Source organism: Actinophytocola sp. (genome assembly GCF_036402745.1).
In the GTDB taxonomy this organism is placed as follows: domain Bacteria; phylum Actinomycetota; class Actinomycetes; order Mycobacteriales; family Pseudonocardiaceae; genus Actinophytocola.
In genome coordinates, this window is sequence record NZ_DASWSJ010000283.1 from 1 (window position 1) to 18626 (window position 18626).

Consider the following 18626-nt stretch of genomic DNA (forward strand, 5'->3'; position numbering starts at 1 on the left):
GGAGAACGGGCGAATTCGGGTGGTGGGTGCGGAGTCGGAGCCGCTGACCGATGAACAGATGGCCACCGCTATTCGGGCGCTGTCACGGCTCATCGCCGCCTACACAGCGGCGAATGACACGTCCGGGATAACTACAAGTAAACGGCCGTCGAAGGCGCGCATAGCCTAAGCATGCCCGGCGCGTGCGTCTTTCGCTCCCAGCAGCCGAAAGGGGTTTGGGAGACGTGTTCGAGGCGCAACCACAAGAAGGTGAGACGGGGTGGTGTCGTTAATGATCCGGGCGGCACCACCCTCTTTCCTGTCCAGGCGCGAACCCGGATCGACGCGGTTTAGTTTGCGCCACGCGGTACCCTGACCAAGGCACAGACGCCACTTGACGTCCACAGAATCAGCCACGATAAACGGGGGAAATGTGAGGAAGTCACATAAGTCGAAACTGGTCGCTACGCTTCCTGAGACCGGGGATATTCGGGTTGGGACCTACGTTCGCCGCTCCACGGACGAGGAGCACCAGCCCTATTCGATCGAAGCGCAGGACAACAGTCTCAGCGCCTACATCGAATCCCAACCCCGGTGGCGACTGGCCAAGCGTTTCTCCGACGACGCGTCCGGCGCGAACACCGACCGGCCCGGCCTGCAACAAGCATTGGCGGCGGCTCGCGCGGGCGTGATTGACGTGCTGCTGGTGTACCGGGTGGACCGGTTCTCCCGGCGCCTGCGGGACCTCGTGGAACTGCTCGATGAACTCGACGCCGCGAAGGTCATATTTCGCTCCGCGACAGAACCCGTCGACACCTCCACCCCGATGGGCCGAATGCTGTTGCAACTGCTCGGCATGTTCGCCGAGTTCGAACGTGACGTCATCATCGACCGCGTGGTCAACGGCATGGAACGCAAAGCTGCCGCCGGACGCTGGCGCGGCGGAGTGCGGCCATTCGGCTACGCGCCCCACCCCGACACCGGTGTGTTGCAAATCGAGGACAACGAACGCCCCGTCGTGCGCGCCATCTACACCGCCTATACCGACGAACGCATCGGAAGCCGCGCCATCGCAAAACGACTCAACGACAACGGCCACCGCACCGCCGTGGGCGGCCCCTGGTCCGGACACCAGGTGATTCGCGTGCTGTCCAACAGCGTCTACGCCGGTGAAATCAACTTCCGCGACATCACCGTGCCCAACGCGCACGAAGCCATCATCGACACCGACACATTTACCGTCGCGCAAAACATCATCGCCGCACGCGGGGAGGAACACAGCCGCCGCGCGTCCAACGCATCCGACTACTTGTTCACCGGGAAACTCCGGTGCCCAGAGTGCGGGAAATCGATGATCGGCACAGCCGCTACCGGCCGGTCAAAGACGTACCGCTACTACACCTGTTTCGCTCGTGCGCGCTACGGCAGCAAGGAATGCTCCGCGCCACGCCTGCTCGCCGACCAGGTCGACAACGCCGTACTCGCCGCCCTGCACGACTTCTACACCAACCAAACCGACCTCATTGCCGAAGCATTCGCCGAAGCCCACAAGTTCCACACATCCCACCACGCCGACCGAATCAGCGAACTCGACACCGTCACAGCCGAGGTCACCAAAACCACGAACGCCATCGACCGCTACTTCACCGCGTTCGAAAACGAGACCATGAGCGAGGAAATAGCCGCGCCACGCCTCGAACAACTCGGCACCAAACTAAAGCAACTCAAACAACGCCGTGACGAACTGGCCGACGAGATCGACGCCGCCCCCGCCATGCCGACCGAGCCCGAACTGGCCGACATCCTCACCCACATCGACCACGTCATCGACCGCGACCAACCAGCCGCCACGAAGGCCCTCATCGACGCCCTGGTCGCCCGCGTCAAGGTCGTCAGCGCTACCCAGCTCGTCCCCGTGTTCCGGGTCCACCACGGCCACACCAGGGCCGAGGAACCCACCGACGACGACCCCGCCCCCGCAGCAACCCCATCCCAGCGCGCCGACCAGGCATGTCACCCGGTTCGCGCAATGGACGGGGCGGTGGGGCGGGTGGGGCTCGAACCCACGGCCAAAGGATTATGAGTCCTCTGCTCTAACCGACTGAGCTACCGCCCCGGGCACCTCCCGGCGCCACACGGGTTTGGACGCAAGCCAATAACCCATACGGGCGACCGTGTTGCCGATGTGGCAAACCTACATGGCCCCGCCGCTCGATCGCGTCAGGCCCCTTTTCCTCCGCCGGCGACCAGTTGTGCGTACGGGATGCCGTCGCCGTACTTGGCGGTGACCTTGCAGATCACCCGGATCCGGCCCACCCGCATCGGGTCGATGCCGTTCACCGCGTTGCGCAGCGTGCCCTCCGGGAAGGGGTCCTCGCCGAGAGCGCTGCACTCCGCGGCGAGGCGCGCTATGGACCAGTTGTGGTCTTCGAGCCACCCCCGGATCCGGTCGCGGTTGAGCTTCGGCATACCTCGAGTCTGCGGGACTCTGCGGGACCTGTCAAACCAGCAAGGGAGCTGTTCTGCGGAAGTCTGCGGGATCGCCGACGGCAAAATCTCGGCTGATAGCCAAAATTTGGGGCTGGTGTTCTGCGGAACTCTGCGGCATTCTGCTGCGGTGTCGCCCTACAGCCTGCGGACCGCCAACTACTCGGACGACGACCGGGAACGCCTCGCCGAGGCCGTGGCCCAGGCACGCCGCGCGATCGGGCACGACTCGCGGCCGAGCTTCGCGAAGGAGGCCAAGGTGGGCATTCGCAGCCTCGAGGCGGTCGAAGCGGCCGAGGCCACCGTCGGCGTCTCCGTGCTCGAGCGGATCGCCCGCGCCCTTGCCCGGCACCTGCGCGACTGGACCGTCGACACGCCCCGCACGATCCTCGACGGCGGCCCGGTCCCGTCCCACGAGCCGGCGCGGACGGCCACGCTCGACGTCCGCTGGGTCGCCCGGGAGGAGTTCATCACGCTCCTCGAGTCCGACGCGGACGCCGGCACGTACTCACGGAAGCTGAACCAGTGGCGCGACCGCTTCGCGGCGGCGGGCTTCGACGACAAGGACCTGCTCGAGGTGTCGCGGCAGGCCGAGGACGCGGCCGACAAAGGCGAGTGACGCCGGGAAAGCAAGAACCCCAGGCACCTGGCCTGGGGTGAAGCTCCTCCAGTTGGACTCGAACCAACAACCCTTCGGTTAACAGCCGAATGCTCTGCCAATTGAGCTATGGAGGATCGTCCCACCGGACCCTGCCGGCGGAGACCAACTCTAGCGCATCCCCCAACGGGGGTTTCGCGCCGCCCGGCACGGTGCGCCGGACTGGGGGAAGATGGCAGCGGACAGCAGGTCGAGCCTTGGAGGCGATGAACGATGAAGGCGTTCGTACTGGGCGCCGCGGTCGGGTACGTGTTGGGGGCCAAAGCGGGCCGTGGGCGCTACGACCAGATCATGCGCACCTACCGCAAGATCGCCGACCACCCCGCGGTACAGGGTGCCGCCGGCGTCGCGCGGGCCAAGATCGGGGAGAAGACCGGGCTGGGCCAGCGTCACAAGTCGGCGGCGCAGCAGAGCAACGGTCGGCGGAACGTGAGTGAACCCGTCTACGACAAGTCCTGAGCCGCAGGCCCCCGCACGCCGCGACGTGCGGGGGCTGCCCAAGGCACAGCTCCACCTCCACCTCACCGGCGCCATGCGGCCCGCGACGCTCGTCGAGCTCGCCGGCCGGCACGGGATCACCGTTCCTCCCCCGCTGCCGAGAACCGCCGGGACATGGGCCGACTTCCAGGACCGCTACGACGCGGCCCGCCAGGCCATCCGCACGCCGGAGGACATCCGCAGGGTCATCGCCGAGGCAGCCGAGGACGACGCTGCCGACGGGTGCGGCTGGCTCGAGATCCAGGTCGACCCCACCTCCTACGCGCCCGTGTTCGGCGGGCTGCGCGAGACCGTCGAGGCCGTCCTCCATGGCGCGGCCGCGGCAGCCGTCCCGGTCGGCGTGATCATCGCCTCCAGCTGGACCCGCTCCCCCGGCCACGCGCTCACGCTCGCGCGGCTGGCCGCGGCGTACGCCGGGCACGGCGTCGTCGGCTTCGGGCTGTCCAACGACGAGCGGCACGGCACCGTGATCGACTTCACCCCGGCCTTCCGCGTCGTCGCCGACGCCGGACTCGCCGCCGTGCCGCACTCCGGCTTCTACACCGGCGCCGACCACGTCCGCGCCTGCGTCGAGCACCTCCACGCCAAGCGCATCGGCCACGGCACGGCCGCCGCGCGGGACCCACGCACGCTGGAGCTGCTCGCCGAGCGGCGGGTGGCGCTGGAGATCTGCCCGACCTCCTACCCGCCGTTCGGCGTGCACGACCTCCACACCATCCCGGTCCGCGCGCTGCTCGACGCCGGCGTCGCGGTGGCCGTCGCCACCGACGACCCGCTGCTGTTCGGCACCGGGCTCGCCGACCAGTACGCGATCTGCCGCGACGTTCTCGGCCTCACCGACGCCGAGCTGGCCGGCCTCGCCGCCGACAGCGTCCGCCACTCGGCGGCGCCACCCGACGTCAAGGCCGCGCTCGGCGCGGGGATCGAGCGCTGGCTCAGGGACGGATCGCCACGACCTGGTACGGCGTCGTCGGCTCCGGCGTCGTGTTGAACCGCGCGTTCGGCAGGTAGAGCCGGCCGCCGAACGCCCCGACCGTCGTCGGCACGTCGAACCGCTCGTCGGTGAGCCGGTCCACCACCCGCGCCGACAGGCCGGCGTGGTCGAGCCGCAGCACCGCCACCGTGTTCGACCGGTTCCGCACCACATAGAGCGTCTGCCCGCGCAGCAGGATGCCGTCGCCGTTCGTCAGCGTCTCGGCCAGCGCGACCTGCCGCGACACGCCCGACGTGGACACCCGGAACAGCCGCCCGGTGTTCGTCTGGACGACCAGCAGCGCCTTGCCGTCCGGTGTGCGCGCGATCCCGTTGGCGTTGAAACCCTGCTGGTACACCAGATCCCCGGTGATCGGCACGACCTCGGCCCGCTCCGGCAGCGTGCCGCCGCGCAGCGACAGCTTGTACAGCACCTGGTTGAGCGAGTCGGTGAACCAGGCCGCGGACGGCGTCAGCACGACGTCGTTGACGAAGCTCGCCCCGGCCGCCAGCTGGTAGCTCTTGAGCACCGCGCCGGTACGCGTGTCGACCACCCGGGCGTTGCCGGCCCCGCCACCCGACACGAACAGCCGGCCGCGGGCGTCGGTCTTCATCCCGACCGACGGCGTGCCCGGCCCCTCGCTGACGATCGTGCCATGCCCGGTGAGCAGGTTCGCCCGGTAGATCGAGCCGTCGGCGAGCGAGCCGAGGTAGGCCACCGGGCCGGGGCCGATCGCGATGCCCTCCGGCTGGAACCCCGCCGGCAGCGCGATCGTCGCCGGGAACACCGGGCTCGCCGACGCGCTCGGGCTGACCTGCGTGCCGGCGAGTACGACGATAACGAGCGGAAGTCCTACGCGTCGCAACATCGGAAGTCCTTCGATTGACGCAAAACGGTCGCCGGGACCTACGCGCGCCGCGACCGAAGGGTTCAGTCCGCCAGCCGCAGCGCCCTCGCCGCCGAGTCGAGCAGCACCTCGCGTATAGGACGTTCCGCTTGCGGCGCAGTCACCTCACCGGGTGGCGGCGCCACGTGCGTTCACCCGACCCGGGCGACGACGAACACACGGCGGAACGGGAACCAGGTGCTGCCGTCGGCCCGCATCGGATAGTCCGCGCGCAGCACAGGCGCGAGGGCGGCGAGGAACTCGGCCCACTCCGCGTCGTCCAGGGCGGACCGGATGGGGCGCAGCGCGGTGCCGGTGACCCAGTCGAGCACCGGGTCCTCGCCGGTGAGCCACTGCAGGTAGGTGGTCTCCCACGCGTCGACCGCGCAGCCGGCGTCGGCGAGCAGTGCCGCGTACCCGGCCGGGTCGAGCACCGCGTCGTCCTCGCGCAGTGCGACCGCGTCGAGCTGGTCGTGCCAGCGCGGCGAGCCGGTGAGCTCGCGCACCCGCACGTGCGACGGCGCGCCGAAGTTGCCGGGCACCTGGAAGGCCAGCCACGCGCCGGACGGCAGCTGCTTGACCCAGCGGGTGAGCAGCTCGTCGTGGCCGGGCACCCAGTGCAGCACGGCGTTGGATACGACGACCTCGGTGTCCGGCCGCGGGTTCCACTCGCGCACGTCACCGACCTCGGCGTCGATCCCCCGCTCCCGCGCGGCGTCGACCATCTCCGGCGAGGAGTCCATCGCCTCGACGACGGCGGCCGGCCAGCGCGCGGCGAGCGTCTCGGTGAGGTTGCCCGGCCCGCACCCGAGGTCGGCGACCCGGCGTGGGTCGTCGGCGCTGACCCGGGCGAGCAGGTCGAAGAACGGCCGCGAGCGGTGATCGGCGAAGGCCAGATATTTGGTCGGGTCCCACACGGGCGCCTCCAGTAAAACCGTACGTTCGTACTGTTTTACTCTAGCGCCTGCCGGATCTTCTCGGCCACCTCTGTGGCGACCCGGCGGACCGCGTCGGCGTCGGTGCCCTGGTCCGCGCGGACCTGCAGCACGATCCCGTCCCGCCCGGGGACCTTGCGCTGCACGAACCACGCGCCACCACCGGGAAGCTCGCGGCGGTGCCGGGACCGGATCGAGCCGTTGACCCGGATGTGCACGACGTCCGGCAGCTTGCCCGGCCGCTCGAGCACGTACCGGACCGGGCGCTGGTCGGCGAGCAGCACGGCCTCGCCCGCGGTGCCGGTCTCGCGGGCCTCGACCAGCTCGAGCACGCCGTTGCCCCAGGTGACCTTGCTGATGAGGTGCCAGCCGACCCTGCGCGGCCCGTCCTCCCCCGGCACCCACAGGCCGAGCGAGGTGGCGAACAGGAACCCGCCGCCCCGCAGCACCGCCGACGCGACGACGTTCTCGTCGCGTTCCAGCTCGCCGGTGAACCCCTCGGGCACCCCGCCGCCGAGCAGCTTGCGCAGGAACCCGGTCACGACAGTCCCCCGGCCGCCTTGTCGCCGAGCGCCTTGCGGTACTGCTCGAGCGCCACGAGGTCGCCGAAGAGCGTGCGGTAGTTGTCCGCGTCCTCGACCGGGGAAAGCCGCTGCAGCCGGGACTTCAACTCGGCGATCTGGTTGGCCACGACGGTCTCCTGCAGCGCGGCGATGAGGCTGCCGACATACCGCGCGTCGGGCTCGGCCTTGTGGTGCAGGGCCTCCACCGCGAGCTCGGTGACCAGCGAGCGCACTGTCTGATGTGGACACGCCTGGGTGGCGGCGTCGACCAGCGCCGGCCCGGACAGCCCCGACGACGTGCCGCCGACCGCGAGCAGCGCCTCGTAGAGCTCGCGGTACGCGGGGTGGGTGAACGCCTCCTTGGGCACCGAGCTGTCGTAGTACGGCCCGGCGAGCTCGGGTGCCTGCAGCGCCGCCTTGAGCGCCTCGCGCTGCACCCACAGCCGGGGGTCGTTGCGCTGCGGGCGGGCGGGCCCGTCGACGTCGACGGCGAGCGCGCCCTGGTCCGGGTTGACCCGCTGCGGCCGGCCCCGCCGCTGGTCGACGACCGGCGCGCCGGCGTTCTCGCGGACCCGGCGGACCACGGTGGCCGTGTCCTCCCAGCCGACCCAGCCCGCGAGCTGGCGCGCGTACTCGTCGCGCAGCGCCATCTCCTTGATGCGGGCCACCATCGGCACGGTCCGGCGCAACGCCTCGACCCGGCCCTCGGCGGTGTCGAGGTTGTGCTCGGCGAGCTCGGTGCGGATGGCGAACGCGAACAGCGGCTGGCGCCGGGCCACGAGGTCGCGGACGGCGACCTCGCCCTTGGACTGGCGCAGCTCGCAGGGATCCTGGCCGTCGGGGGCGATGGCGATGAACGTCTGCGCGGCGAACCGCTGGTCCTCGTCGAACGCCTTGAGCGCGGCCTTGCGGCCGGCCTCGTCGCCGTCGAAGGTGAAGATGACCTCGCCGCGGAACGCGTCGTCGTCGATGAGCAGCCGGCGCAGCACGGTGATGTGCTCGACGCCGAACGCGGTGCCGCACGAGGCCACCGCGGTGAGCACGCCGGACGCGTGCATGGCCATCACGTCGGTGTAGCCCTCGACCACCACGACCTGGTGGCGGCGCGCGATCTCCCGCTTGGCGAGGTCGAGGCCGAACAGCACCTGCGACTTCTTGTAGATCGGGCTCTCGCTGGTGTTGAGGTACTTGGCCTGGATCTGATCGTCGTCGAACAGCCGGCGCGCGCCGAAGCCGACCACGTCGCCGCCGAGGTCCCTGATGGGCCACAGCAGCCTGCGGTGGAACCGGTCGATGGGGCCCTGGCGGCCCTCCCTGGACAGGCCGCCCTTGATGAGCTCGCCCATCTCGAACCCGCGACCCAGCAGGTGTTTGGTGAGCTTGTCCCAGCCGGCCGGGGCGTACCCGCAGCCGAACGTGGCGGCGGCGGCCTGGTCGAAGCCGCGCTCGGCGAGGAACTCCCGGGCCTTCACGGCGTCGGGGGTGTGCAGCTGCTCGGCGTAGAACTCGGCCGCCGCGCGGTGCGCGTCGACGAGCCGGGTGCGGGTGCCCTTGTCCTTCTGCCGGGTGGGCGCGCCGCCCTCGTAGGTGAGCTGGACGCCGGTGCGCTCGGCGAGCCGCTCGACCGCCTCGACGAAGCTGAGGTGGTCGATCTTCATGAGGAAGGCGATGACGTCGCCGCCCTCGCCGCAGCCGAAGCAGTGGAACGTGCCGTGCGTGGACCGCACGTTGAACGACGGCGTCTTCTCGTCGTGGAACGGGCACAGGCCCTTGAGCGCCCCACCGCCCGCGCGGCGCAGCGACACGTACTCGCCGACCACGTCGTCGATCCGATTTCGCTCGCGCACCTGCGCGATGTCGCTCTCCCGGATCCGTCCCGCCACGGTGTCCGAGTGTAGGCGCGCGGTCCGACAAGTGAGCGGCAGGCCGCGCTCGGCAGGTCATACGATGGGTTCGTGACAGTGAGCCAAGACGTCCTCGCCGAGCGGTTCGCCCAGCACCGGTCCCACCTGATCGGGGTGGCGTACCGGCTCACGAGCACGCTGTCCGACGCCGAGGACGCCGTGCAGGAGGCCTGGCTGCGACTGTCCGGTTTGGACGAACGGAAGCGCGCCGGCATCCGCGAGCTGCGGGCGTGGCTCACCACCGTGGTCGGCCGGATCTGCCTGGACCGGCTGCGCTCGGCCACCGCGCAGCGCGAGCAGTATGTCGGGCCGTGGCTGCCCGAGCCCATCGTCACCCCGTACGGCACCCCGGCCAGTGACGATCCACTTGACACGGTCGTGCGCGAGGACGAGGTGCGCATGGCGGCCATGGTCGTGCTCGACCGGCTCACCCCCGAGCAGCGGGTCGCCTTCGTGCTGCACGACGCGTTCTCCGTGCCGTTCGCCGAGATCGGCGAGATCCTCGGCTGCCCGGAGGCCACCGCGCGCCAGCACGCGTCCCGCGGCCGGCGGGCCGCCGCCCACGCCGACCCGCCGCCGCGGGTCGCCCTCGACGAGCAGCGCGTCGTGGTCGAGCAGCTCCTCGCGGCCATCATCGGCGGCGACGTCGACACGGTGGTCAGGCTGCTGCACCCGGACGCCGTGCTCATCGGCGACAGCGACGGCAAGGCCCGCACCGCGCGACGGCTCGTGGTCGGCGCCGACAAGATCACCCGGTTCCTGTTCGGCCTCGTGCGGGCATACGGCCAGCACCGGATCATCGCCGGCGATCTGGTGCTGGTCAACGGCGACCTCGGCCTGGCGATCCCCGACGTGCCCGCCGAGGACGGCTACCTCGAGATCTCCCGCCGGGTGGAGGCGTTCGCCGTCCGCGACGGCCGGGTCACCGCGATCTACGACGTGGTCAACCCCGACAAGCTCACGCGCCTGGCGTTCTGACCTGCCCGGCGTCCGCGTCGGCCGGCACCGGGATGCGGCAGGCGTCGCCGGATGTGAAGCCCTGGTCGCGGAGGTCGAGCGCGCTGTACATCCGGGCCCGCATGTTCTCGAGGCCGACCTGGTAGGTCAGCTCGAGCACGCCCTCCTGGCCGAACTCCCCGACCAGCTCGGCGACCTGCTCGTCGGTGACGGTCACCGGCGTGGCGGTGAGCGCGTCGGCGTAGGCGACCGCGAGCCGCTCCTGCCGGCTGTAGGCGGGCGAGGTGGCGTAGTCGTCGATCTGCTTGAGCCGCTCGATGTCGAGCCCCTCGTGCTTCTGCAGCATGGTGCCGAAGTCGATGCACCACGAGCAGCCGAGCTGTTGCGCGGTCCGGAAGACGGCGATCTCCCGGACGTTGGCGGGCAGGACCTTGCTGGCCTTCTCGGCGGCCAGCTCGTGCCGGGCGGCGGCCAGCATCAGCTTGCGGTGCCGGGCGAGCACGCTGAACGGCTCGGGCACCGCCCCCAGCCGCCGCTTGGCGAACCAGTAGAGCACCCGAACGAGCGGGCCGGCCTCTTTGGTGGGAACCCCTGGAATCCTTGGCATGACGTCCTCCGTGTATCCGGTGCGTTCACCACCCGGACGAGGACAGTTCGCCAGACGTGACAGTCATGGCTTGGTGACACGTGTCATGAAGTACACGACGCCGGTCTCCGCGTGCCGGACCACCAGCAGGAACGGGCGGTCGACCTGCAGCCGTACCCCCGGCGACGGGAGCGACGCGAGCCGCATCATCACCGCGGTGGCGGCGGCGCCCTCGAGGCCCTTCTCGTCGATCTTGAGCACGGACTCGTGCAGCACCGCCTGCACCTGGAGGTCGGCCGGGCTGATGCCGGTGAGGTCGGCGTCGGTGCCGAACACCGTGCGGACGCCGAGCTGGTTGAGCGCCGGGGTGAGCTCGGTCTGGGTGGACACCTTCAGCCTGGGCAGCGACAGGTCGACCTGGGTCGGTTTCGGCGCGTCGAGCAGGGCGGCGAGCGAGTCGGCGTCGAGCTCGGCCTCGGCGCCGGCGAGGTCGCCGTCGGGCAGCAGCACGATGGCCTCGACCCCACCGATCGCGCGCAGGGTGGCGACCTGCCAGCCGTTGCGGGCCGCGTAGCCGATCCGCTCGGACAGCGCCATCGTCGGCACGTCGAGGGTGCCGCCGGGCGCGTGGAACGGCTGCGGCCGGGTGGCGCCCTCGGTGAACGGGAAGCGCCAGCCGCACTTGAGATACAGCGCGTTGACCAGCGCGGCCCGGGTTTCCTCGGTGATGGCGTCGGCCGGGATCAGCTCGGGGATGAGGTCGCGGGTGGTCTTGGCGACGTCGAGGTTGATGAGGTCGCGGGCCTGCATGGGCGCGTCCCGGAACGGCGCCTCGCGGACCGTGCCACTGGACCACCGGCCCAGCTCCTCGACGAACGGCACGAGGATCTCGATCGACTGGTCGACCCACAGCGTGTTGGCGACCGCGATGACCGGCTCGTCCTCGTTGTCACGCGGCGGTTCCAGCACGCTCGCGCGGTTGAGGAGCGCGCCGAGCTGGGTGAGGTCGCCGGACTTGTCGCCGAGCAGCAGCACCGTGAGCTCGTCACGGGTCATGCCGCGGGCGCCGAGGGCGACCAGGCCGAGCGCGCTCGCCACCGAGAACGGCGACCAGCACACGTTGGCCACCGGATCGGGCGCGGTGACTCGGTGCAGGGCAAGCGTGAACGCGAGGTGCGCGCGATCCGTCACGAACTCTCCTCTACTACCGGCGTGGGTCGGGCAGGCTGATCATCATCGGCGGCTCGGGCTCGGGTAAGGCTCCGGCGTCCGACATCGGCCCGAGTGGTTTCGGGCGGCGCGGCTCGCGGACGCCCGCCGAGCCGTCATCGTCGTCATCATCGTCCAGCCACGGGTCGAAGTACCGCGACCCGTCGTACGGCACCGACTCGCGTGGCGCGCGACGGAAAATGCCGCGGCGGCCGCCGCCCCCTGGTGGTCGGTTCGCATCACTCATACCTCGAGTGTGCCACGTCACACCGACAAGCCCGGGACCTCGACGAACACCTTGTGCCAGCGGATGGCCTGGGCGTCGGTGAGCGCGGCGACCTGGTCGACGACCACCCGCAGCCGCGCCGCGTCCTCGCCGGCCGTGTGCCACGCCGGCACGAACGCCGGCTCCAGGGCGTCGGGCCCCCGTGCGGTGAGCGCGGCGACCAGCTCGGCCAGCTGCCGGCGCTCGGTGGCCTGCAGCGCGAGCCGGCCGGGGTCGCTCATCACGTAGCGCAGTGCGACGGCCTTGAGCAGCGCCACCTCGGCCGCGACCCGGGCGGGGACCACGAGGCCGGCGGCGTAGCGGGTGAGCATGCCGTCGCCATGCTCACGCCGGGTGGCGGTGACCGCGGCGGCGACGAACCGGCCGACGAGCTCGCTGGTGAGCGTCTTGAGCGCGACCTGGGCGCCGAGCGTGCCGTCGTACTCGTGCGGGGTGAGGGCGGCGACCACGCCCAGCCGTAGCAGGTCGGCGGCCACGTCCTCGAGGCCGGAGACGGGCTCCGAGCTGAAGTGCTTGGCGGCGAGCTCGGCGACGACCGTGCGCTCCACCGGATCGGTGAGCGAGGGTAAGGAGATGCGGCCGGAGCGGACGCCGTCCTCCACGTCGTGCACGGAGTAGGCGACGTCGTCGGCCCAATCCATGACCTGCGCCTCGAGGCACTGGCGGCGCGGGGGGGCGTCCTGGCGCATCCAGTCGAAGACGTCCCGGTCGTCCTCGTAGACGCCGAACTTCGGCGTGCCCGCGGTGCGCGGCCAGGGGTACTTGGTGGCCGCGTCGAGGCTGGCGCGGGTGAGGTTGAGGCCGTGCTCGCGCTCCCCCAGCACCTTGGGCTCCAGGCGGGTGAGGATGCGCAGGGTCTGCGCGTTGCCCTCGAAACCGCCGCAGGACTGGGAGACCTCGTTGAGCGCGCGCTCGCCGTTGTGCCCGAACGGCGGGTGGCCGATGTCGTGCGCGAGGCCCGCGGTGTCGACGATGTCGGGGTCGCAGCCGAGCTCCTCGGCGATGCCGCGGCCGATCTGGGCCACCTCGAGCGAGTGGGTGAGCCGGGTGCGCGGCACGCCGCTGACCTCCGATCCCTCCCCCGGGCCGACGACCTGAGTCTTGCCGGCAAGCCGGCGCAGCGCCGCGGAATGCAGCACCCGGGCCCGGTCGCGGCCGAAGGGGCTGCGGCGGGTGGGCCACGAGCCGGGCAGCACGGCGCTCTTGACGGGCTCGGGGTGGAACCGCGCCGCGTCGTGCTCGACGTAGCCGGGGGTCATACGCGGAGATTACTTGTCGGCGCCGACATTCTCGGTGACACCGATCTGGTCCGCGGAGGCCTTGGTCATCCGGTAGTACAGCAGCGCGGCGGTCTCGTAGAGGATGTAGCGGACCTGGGTCTGCCGGGTCTGGACGATCGGCCCGCTGTGCGTGGGTGAGGTCCAGGCCTCGAAGCCGACGTCCTCGGCCATGGTGCGGGCGCGTAAGGAGTGCCACGGGTCGCTGACGATCACGGCGGTGTGCCAGCCGCGCTCGGCGGCGGCCTTGGCGGCGGCGCGGAGGCTGCCGAGGGTGTCGTTGCCCTCGCCGACGCCGAGGACGGCCTCCTTCGGCACGCCGTTCTCGGTGAGCCAGTTGGCGCCCGCCTCGGCCTCGGTGTACCTGTCGCCGGGCTGGTTGCCGCCCGTGGTGAGGATGTGCTTGGCGACGCCCGCCTCGTAGAGGTTCCTGGCGTGCCGGAGGCGGGCCTCGAGCACCTTCGAGGGCGTGCCGCCGTACTGGGCGGCGCCCAGCACGAGGACCACGTCGGCCTGGTCGCGGTTGTCGTCGCGGGCCACCTGCCACACCCGGAAGCCCGTGCCGCCGACCACCAGCGCGCCGACGAGCAGCACGCCGACCAGCAGGCGGCGCACGAACCGGAGCACCGGTCGCGGCCTCGCCTCTACGGATGTCACTCGATCGATCCTTCCAGAGCTGCGTGCGTACCGACGTCCGCCCCGCGGGTGCCGAACGACGAATGTACCTACCGGCACCGACACTCCCGTCCGCTCATCGCCGGGTTATCCACAACTGCTTCAGTTGTCCACAGATGACGTCTCACCGCCCCCGCACGTTGCCCTCTTCCGCTTTGCTGGCGTCATGAACACCAACCGCGCCTTGCTCGACCTCGACGCCATCCCGACCATGTTCAACCACCACGTCGCCACCGCGGCCGACCTCATCGCCCTCGGCCTGCCAGGAAGCACGATCGAAGAACGATGTCGTGACGGCGGGCCGTGGCAGCGCCTCCAGCCCGGCCTCGTGCTGCTGGGCAACGCGCCGCCGAGCCGGGCCCAACGCATCCAGGCCGCGCTCACGGTCGCCGGTCCAGAGGCCGTCCTCACCGGCGTCGACGCGCTGGCCCTCCACGGTATGTCCGCCGCGCGACTGGAGGGCCCGGTGCATGTCCTCGTGCCGCCCCGCCGCCAGTCCAGGCTGGTGGATGGCGTCTTCTTCGACAGAACCAACGTCCTGCCGGTCGCCCAGCTGCGCTCCCGGTTCCCGGTGGCGCCCCTGGCCAGAGCCACCATCGATACGTGCCGGCGAGCCACCACGGCCGAGCATGTCCGCGCGCTGCTCACCGAGACCGTGCGCCACGGCCGGATCAGCCCGGCCACCCTGCGCGACGAGCTGGCCCGCACCACCACCCGGGGCACCGCCCTTCCCCGCCGAATCCTGGCCGAGATCGACGACGGTGTCCGGTCGGTAGCCCAAGGCTGGGCCCGGCGCCTCGTCCACAGGGCGGGTCTACCGCCACCCAGGTGGCGAGTCCCCATCACCGGCCCCACGGGCGCCCACCTGGCCACCCCCGACGCCTGGTGGGACGACGTAGGCCTCGCGTGGGAGGTCGACTCGTACGGCTTCGACCTGTCCACCGCCGACTACACGGCGGCGCTACGCAGAGCCGCCCACCTGACGGCCGCAGGCATCGTCGTGATCCACACCCCACCCACCCAACTACGCGACGAGCCTTCAGTAGTGGCCGACCTGCTCCGGGCCGCCCATACCCAAGCAGCAGCCCGCCCCCGCCCACCCGTAGAAGCCGCCTGACCGTGCCCAACCTCGGACCACCGATCCAACCCCACCGCCGCCACTGAGCCGGGTTGCGCCAACCCCGACCCAGCCACGCCAGCCGAAAGCGAGGCCCCACAACCGATTACCAAACGCCGATAGTCGCGCTAGAGCCAGCCGCGCTCCTCGGCGACCCGCGCAGCCTCCGCACGGGTCCGTGCCCCCGTCTTCCCCATCGCCGACGAAAGGTGGTTCCGCACCGTGCCCTGAGACAGACACAGCATCCGAGCGACGTCCGCGATCGTCCCGCCGGACTCGGTGAAGCTGTGCATCGAGCGCCAGAAGTCGCGGCGGCTGCCCACGTCCATGGCCGCGGTGGGCTCGTCGAGCACGAGCAGGTCGGGGTCGCGGACGAGCGCGACGGCGAAGAGGCCGCGCTGCTTCTGGCCGCCGGAGAGCTTGTTGCACCGCCGGGACGCGAGGTCCTCGATCCCGGTGCGGCGCAACGCCTCCGCCACCGGCAGCGGCGCACGATGGAGCGAGGCCACCATGGCGACGGTCTCGCCGACCGTGGCGTCGTCGAGCAGCGCGCCGCCCTGGAGCATCGCGCCGATCGAGCCGGCGGCCACGGCGTCGCGCGGACTCGCACCGAACACGGCGACCGTGCCGGCGTCGGGCCGGGTGAGGCCGAGCAGCATGTCGACGGTGGTCGACTTGCCCGCGCCGTTCGGGCCGAGCAGCGCGACCACCTCGCCCGGCGCGATCACCAGGTCCACCCCGTCGACCGCGCGAACCTGCCCGTAGCGCTTGCGCAGACCGGCCAGCATCACGGCCGCGCCCGCGGACATCTCGGTGCGGGCGGAGCCCTGGCTGCCGGTCTCGGAGATCCGTGTTGTTTTCACGAGTCTCACGATGCTCGCGACGACCGCAGGGGACGCAGGCCGAGCGTCACCACCTGACCATGACAAACGTCAGGGTGCTCAGCAGCCGATCAGCTGGCCGCCGAGGTAGCGCTCGAGCTTGTCGGCCGCGACCCGCTCCTGGGTCATGCTGTCCCGTTCCCGCACGGTGACGGCCTGGTCGGCGAGCGAGTCGAAGTCGACGGTGACGCAGAACGGCGTGCCGATCTCGTCCTGGCGGCGGTAGCGGCGACCGATGGCCCCGGCGTCGTCGAAGTCGACGTTCCAGTGCCGGCGCAGTGCCGCGGCGATGTCGCGTGCCTTCGGTGTGAGGTCGGCGTTGCGGGACAGCGGGAGCACGGCCACCTTCACCGGTGCGAGGCGGCGGTCGAGGCTCAGCACGGCCCGCTTGTCGACGCCGCCCTTGGCGTTGGGTGCCTCGTCCTCGCGGTAGGCGTCGAGCAGGAACGCCATCATCGGGCGGCCGACGCCGGCCGCCGGCTCGATGACGAACGGCCGGTACCGGGAGCTGGTGGCCTGGTCGAAGTAGGAGAGGTCGACGCCGGAGTGGTTGGTGTGCGTGGTGAGGTCGAAGTCGGTGCGGTTGGCGACGCCCTCCAGCTCACCCCACTCCAGGCCGCCGAACTGGAACCGGTACTCGATGTCGACCGTGCGCTTGGCGTAGTGCGCGAGCTTCTCCGCCGGGTGCTCGTAGAGCCGCAGGTTCTCCCGGCGGATCCCGAGGTCGGTGTACCAGCGCAGGCGCTCGTCGATCCAGTACTGGTGCCACTCCTCGTCGGTGCCCGGCTCGACGAAGAACTCCATCTCCATCTGCTCGAACTCGCGGGTGCGGAAGATGAAGTTGCCCGGCGTGATCTCGTTGCGGAACGACTTGCCGATCTGCCCGATGCCGAACGGCGGCTTGCGCCGCGCGGTGGTGAGCACGTTCAGGAAGTTCACGAAGATGCCCTGCGCGGTCTCCGGCCGCAGGTAGTGCAGCCCCTCGTCGGACTCGATCGGGCCGAGGTGGGTCTTGAGCATCATGTTGAACTCGCGCGGCGGCGTGTACTGGCCGACGACTCCGCAGTTCGGGCACGGCACGGCCGACAGGTCGTCCTCGCTCGCCGCCCCGGAGCCGCCCGCGACGAACTCCTCGGCGAGTTGGTCGGCGCGGAACCGGCGGTGGCACGCGGTGCACTCGACCAGCGGATCGTGGAACGCCGTGACGTGCCCGGACGCCTCCCAGACCTGCTTGGGGAGGATCACCGACGAGTCGAGGCCGACCACGTCCTCGCGCCGCTGCACCATCGTGCGCCACCACTCGCGTTTGATGTTGTCCTTGAGCTCGACGCCGAGCGGGCCGTAGTCCCAGGCCGAGCGGGTGCCGCCGTAGATCTCGCCGCACGGGTAGACGAACCCACGGCGCTTGCACAGGCTGACGACGGTCTCGACGCGGTCGGCGGGCATTTCGGCACTCCCACTGCTGCACGCTCGGGGCCAGGGCATTTGAATAGGCAGTGAGAGAGCCCTCAGCGCGGTGACAGCCGCCAAAGCGTAGCCGGGGGGCTTTCTCCACGAACGGGTGATTAAACCGCCCAGCTGCACCAGGCTCGCGTTGCTGGCTGTAGTCGAAGGTGCGTCCAAAAGGAGGATGTGTGCGCGGGAAACCCTCAATGAGAGCACCGCTGCTGTCCGGGAACGGCCCGCTCGCGCGGGTACCCCCGCTGGCCGTGTTCGTCGTGGTGGTCGGGGTGTTCGCGCTCGGCATCATCGTGGGCGGGCCGACCGGCGCGTTGCTGCTCGGTCTGCTCGCGGTCGGCGTCGCGGTGCTGCTCGCGGCGACGTGGCCCGTGCTCGCACCCGGGCAGCGGGTGGGCCGGGTGCTGGTGCTCGTGGTGCTGGTGGCCGTCGCGATCTCGGTGCTGCTGGCGAAATAGGCGCACGCCGTAGGATGTTGAACACGGTAACCACTATCACCGGGAGCTGTGTGCTGTGACCTCGGATGCCGTGTCAGACGCCGTGCCGGTCGCCGCCGACCGGCACGAGCACTCGCCCGACCGGCCCTCGGTCACCACCGGCGCCAAGCGGCCCGGCACCTCGCTCACCGCGGCCGGCGACCTGCTGCGGGCGCTGGCCGCCCCCGTCCGCATCGCGATCGTGCTGGAGCTGCGTGCCGCCGACCGGTGCGTGCACGAGCTCGTCGACTCCCTCGGCGTGGCCCAGCCGCTGATCAGCCAGCACCTGCGGGTGCTCAAGGCGGCGGGCGTGGTGCAAGGCGACCGGCACGGACGCGAGGTGGTCTACCGTCTGGTCGATGAGCACCTGGCGCACATCGTCGTGGACGCGGTCGCGCACGTCGAGGAAGGCGTGGCCCGTTGAGTCCTGAGCGTTCCTCGCCCACCGTCCCCGGCCGCCGTTCGACCAAACAGCGCGCCGCGGTCGCGACCCTGCTCGAGCAGCTGGACGAGTTCCGCTCGGCCCAGGAGCTGCACGAGGAGCTGCGCACCCGTGGTGAGGGCATCGGCCTCACCACCGTCTACCGCACGCTGCAGTCACTGGCCGATGCGGGCGAGATCGACGTGCTGCGTATCGACAGCGGCGAGGCCGTCTACCGGCGGTGCTCGAGCCACCACCATCACCATCTCGTGTGCCGCCACTGCGGCCGCACGGTGGAGGTGGAGGGCCCGGCCGTGGAGAAGTGGGCGGACAAGATCGCCGCGGCGAACGGCTTCTCCGAGGTGAGCCACACCGTCGAGGTCTTCGGCACCTGCGCCGA

21 protein-coding genes, 2 tRNA genes and 2 pseudogenes are annotated in these 18626 nt (G+C 70.9%); 9 read left to right on the plus strand and 16 right to left on the minus strand.

Annotated elements, in window-relative coordinates; translation table 11 throughout:
• Window positions 1-412: 412 nt before the first annotated feature.
• Window positions 413-1411: pseudogene (locus VGD70_RS26610) on the plus strand (recombinase family protein); the annotation flags it as partial.
• Here VGD70_RS26610 and VGD70_RS26615 read toward each other — a convergent pair.
• The 4 genes from VGD70_RS26615 to VGD70_RS26630 form a co-directional block, all read right to left on the minus strand.
• Complete coding sequence (locus VGD70_RS26615) at window positions 1358-1681, minus strand: hypothetical protein (protein WP_331086008.1); 324 nt, start codon at window positions 1679-1681, stop codon at window positions 1358-1360. The pseudogene VGD70_RS26610 and the gene VGD70_RS26615 overlap by 54 nt on opposite strands.
• 12 nt (window positions 1682-1693) lie before the next feature.
• Complete coding sequence (locus VGD70_RS26620) at window positions 1694-1912, minus strand: hypothetical protein (protein ID WP_331086010.1); 219 nt, start codon at window positions 1910-1912, stop codon at window positions 1694-1696.
• A gap of 109 nt (window positions 1913-2021) precedes the next feature.
• Window positions 2022-2095 (minus strand) — tRNA-Ile (locus tag VGD70_RS26625).
• A gap of 104 nt (window positions 2096-2199) precedes the next feature.
• Entirely contained in the window at window positions 2200-2448 is a 249-nt protein-coding gene (locus VGD70_RS26630) for a hypothetical protein (protein ID WP_331086012.1), read from the minus strand.
• A 148-nt stretch (window positions 2449-2596) separates the two neighbouring features.
• Here VGD70_RS26630 and VGD70_RS26635 point away from each other — a divergent pair, with 148 nt between their 5' ends.
• Window positions 2597-3085, plus strand: a complete 489-nt coding sequence (locus VGD70_RS26635; protein WP_331086014.1) for a hypothetical protein — start codon at window positions 2597-2599, stop codon at window positions 3083-3085.
• Window positions 3086-3128: 43 nt separating this feature from the next.
• Here the strand turns inward: VGD70_RS26635 and VGD70_RS26640 are convergent.
• Window positions 3129-3201: transfer RNA gene (locus tag VGD70_RS26640), tRNA-Asn, on the minus strand.
• 136 nt (window positions 3202-3337) lie between these two features.
• Between VGD70_RS26640 and VGD70_RS26645 the strand changes: the two genes are divergently transcribed.
• On the plus strand, window positions 3338-3583 hold the full coding sequence (locus VGD70_RS26645; RefSeq protein ID WP_331086016.1) for a hypothetical protein: 246 nt from the start codon (window positions 3338-3340) through the stop codon (window positions 3581-3583).
• Window positions 3558-4613, plus strand: a complete 1056-nt coding sequence (gene add / locus VGD70_RS26650; RefSeq protein WP_331086018.1) for an adenosine deaminase — start codon at window positions 3558-3560, stop codon at window positions 4611-4613. The genes VGD70_RS26645 and add overlap by 26 nt, the downstream gene beginning before the upstream one ends.
• Here the strand turns inward: add and VGD70_RS26655 are convergent.
• From VGD70_RS26655 to dnaG, 4 genes are all read right to left on the minus strand, one after another.
• The gene (locus VGD70_RS26655; RefSeq protein ID WP_331086020.1) at window positions 4558-5463 is read right to left on the minus strand and encodes a superoxide dismutase; all 906 of its coding nucleotides are present in this window, start codon (window positions 5461-5463) and stop codon (window positions 4558-4560) included. The two genes, add and VGD70_RS26655, sit on opposite strands and share 56 nt — an antisense overlap.
• A gap of 170 nt (window positions 5464-5633) precedes the next feature.
• Window positions 5634-6398, minus strand: coding sequence for a trans-aconitate 2-methyltransferase (locus VGD70_RS26660; protein ID WP_331086021.1), 765 nt, complete (start codon window positions 6396-6398; stop codon window positions 5634-5636).
• 35 nt (window positions 6399-6433) lie between these two features.
• Window positions 6434-6958 (minus strand): hypothetical protein, encoded by a 525-nt coding sequence (locus tag VGD70_RS26665; RefSeq protein WP_331086023.1) that lies wholly within the window; start codon window positions 6956-6958, stop codon window positions 6434-6436.
• Window positions 6955-8862 (minus strand): DNA primase, encoded by a 1908-nt coding sequence (gene dnaG / locus VGD70_RS26670; RefSeq protein WP_331086025.1) that lies wholly within the window; start codon window positions 8860-8862, stop codon window positions 6955-6957. The genes VGD70_RS26665 and dnaG overlap by 4 nt, the downstream gene beginning before the upstream one ends.
• Before the next feature lie 72 nt (window positions 8863-8934).
• Here dnaG and VGD70_RS26675 point away from each other — a divergent pair, with 72 nt between their 5' ends.
• Entirely contained in the window at window positions 8935-9861 is a 927-nt protein-coding gene (locus VGD70_RS26675; protein WP_331086027.1) for a sigma-70 family RNA polymerase sigma factor, read from the plus strand.
• On the opposite strand, the gene VGD70_RS26680 is transcribed toward VGD70_RS26675, so the two are convergent.
• From VGD70_RS26680 to VGD70_RS26700, 5 genes are all read right to left on the minus strand, one after another.
• Entirely contained in the window at window positions 9842-10447 is a 606-nt protein-coding gene (locus VGD70_RS26680; RefSeq protein ID WP_331086029.1) for a carboxymuconolactone decarboxylase family protein, read from the minus strand. The genes VGD70_RS26675 and VGD70_RS26680 overlap by 20 nt on opposite strands.
• Window positions 10448-10510: 63 nt before the next feature.
• A complete protein-coding gene (locus VGD70_RS26685; RefSeq protein ID WP_331086031.1) occupies window positions 10511-11617 on the minus strand; it encodes a serpin family protein in 1107 nt (368 codons plus the stop codon).
• A 13-nt stretch (window positions 11618-11630) separates the two neighbouring features.
• Window positions 11631-11882, minus strand: a complete 252-nt coding sequence (locus VGD70_RS26690) for a hypothetical protein (protein ID WP_331086032.1) — start codon at window positions 11880-11882, stop codon at window positions 11631-11633.
• Between the two features lie 17 nt (window positions 11883-11899).
• Complete coding sequence (locus tag VGD70_RS26695; protein ID WP_331086035.1) at window positions 11900-13180, minus strand: deoxyguanosinetriphosphate triphosphohydrolase; 1281 nt, start codon at window positions 13178-13180, stop codon at window positions 11900-11902.
• 9 nt (window positions 13181-13189) lie between these two features.
• Window positions 13190-13855, minus strand: a complete 666-nt coding sequence (locus VGD70_RS26700; RefSeq protein ID WP_331086037.1) for a YdcF family protein — start codon at window positions 13853-13855, stop codon at window positions 13190-13192.
• A 184-nt stretch (window positions 13856-14039) separates the two neighbouring features.
• Between VGD70_RS26700 and VGD70_RS26705 the strand changes: the two genes are divergently transcribed.
• Window positions 14040-14990, plus strand: a complete 951-nt coding sequence (locus tag VGD70_RS26705; RefSeq protein ID WP_331086039.1) for a hypothetical protein — start codon at window positions 14040-14042, stop codon at window positions 14988-14990.
• 260 nt (window positions 14991-15250) lie between these two features.
• Here the strand turns inward: VGD70_RS26705 and VGD70_RS26710 are convergent.
• Window positions 15251-15799: pseudogene (locus VGD70_RS26710) on the minus strand (ABC transporter ATP-binding protein); the annotation flags it as partial.
• Between the two features lie 132 nt (window positions 15800-15931).
• Window positions 15932-17317, minus strand: coding sequence for a glycine--tRNA ligase (locus VGD70_RS26715; protein ID WP_331086041.1), 1386 nt, complete (start codon window positions 17315-17317; stop codon window positions 15932-15934).
• 206 nt (window positions 17318-17523) lie between these two features.
• Here VGD70_RS26715 and VGD70_RS26720 point away from each other — a divergent pair, with 206 nt between their 5' ends.
• The 3 genes from VGD70_RS26720 to VGD70_RS26730 all read left to right on the plus strand — a co-directional run.
• On the plus strand, window positions 17524-17787 hold the full coding sequence (locus VGD70_RS26720; RefSeq protein WP_331086043.1) for a DUF6703 family protein: 264 nt from the start codon (window positions 17524-17526) through the stop codon (window positions 17785-17787).
• Between the two features lie 70 nt (window positions 17788-17857).
• The gene (locus VGD70_RS26725) at window positions 17858-18229 is read left to right on the plus strand and encodes an ArsR/SmtB family transcription factor (protein WP_414638061.1); all 372 of its coding nucleotides are present in this window, start codon (window positions 17858-17860) and stop codon (window positions 18227-18229) included.
• A partial coding sequence (locus VGD70_RS26730; protein ID WP_331086044.1) for a Fur family transcriptional regulator occupies window positions 18226-18626 on the plus strand: 401 nt, incomplete at its 3' end. The genes VGD70_RS26725 and VGD70_RS26730, both read left to right, overlap by 4 nt.

What these genes read in the sequence shown, in the direction of transcription:
- VGD70_RS26630 (WP_331086012.1), bottom strand. Translation starts at nt 2,448, where the DNA reads ATGCCGAAGCTCAACCGCGACCGGATCCGGGGGTGGCTCGAAGACCAC.
- VGD70_RS26705 (WP_331086039.1), top strand. Translation starts at nt 14,040, where the DNA reads ATGAACACCAACCGCGCCTTGCTCGACCTCGACGCCATCCCGACCATG.
- VGD70_RS26645 (WP_331086016.1), top strand. Translation starts at nt 3,338, where the DNA reads ATGAAGGCGTTCGTACTGGGCGCCGCGGTCGGGTACGTGTTGGGGGCC.
- VGD70_RS26655 (WP_331086020.1), bottom strand. Translation starts at nt 5,463, where the DNA reads ATGTTGCGACGCGTAGGACTTCCGCTCGTTATCGTCGTACTCGCCGGC.
- VGD70_RS26715 (WP_331086041.1), bottom strand. Translation starts at nt 17,317, where the DNA reads ATGCCCGCCGACCGCGTCGAGACCGTCGTCAGCCTGTGCAAGCGCCGT.
- VGD70_RS26720 (WP_331086043.1), top strand. Translation starts at nt 17,524, where the DNA reads ATGAGAGCACCGCTGCTGTCCGGGAACGGCCCGCTCGCGCGGGTACCC.
- VGD70_RS26690 (WP_331086032.1), bottom strand. Translation starts at nt 11,882, where the DNA reads ATGAGTGATGCGAACCGACCACCAGGGGGCGGCGGCCGCCGCGGCATT.
- VGD70_RS26680 (WP_331086029.1), bottom strand. Translation starts at nt 10,447, where the DNA reads ATGCCAAGGATTCCAGGGGTTCCCACCAAAGAGGCCGGCCCGCTCGTT.
- VGD70_RS26695 (WP_331086035.1), bottom strand. Translation starts at nt 13,180, where the DNA reads ATGACCCCCGGCTACGTCGAGCACGACGCGGCGCGGTTCCACCCCGAG.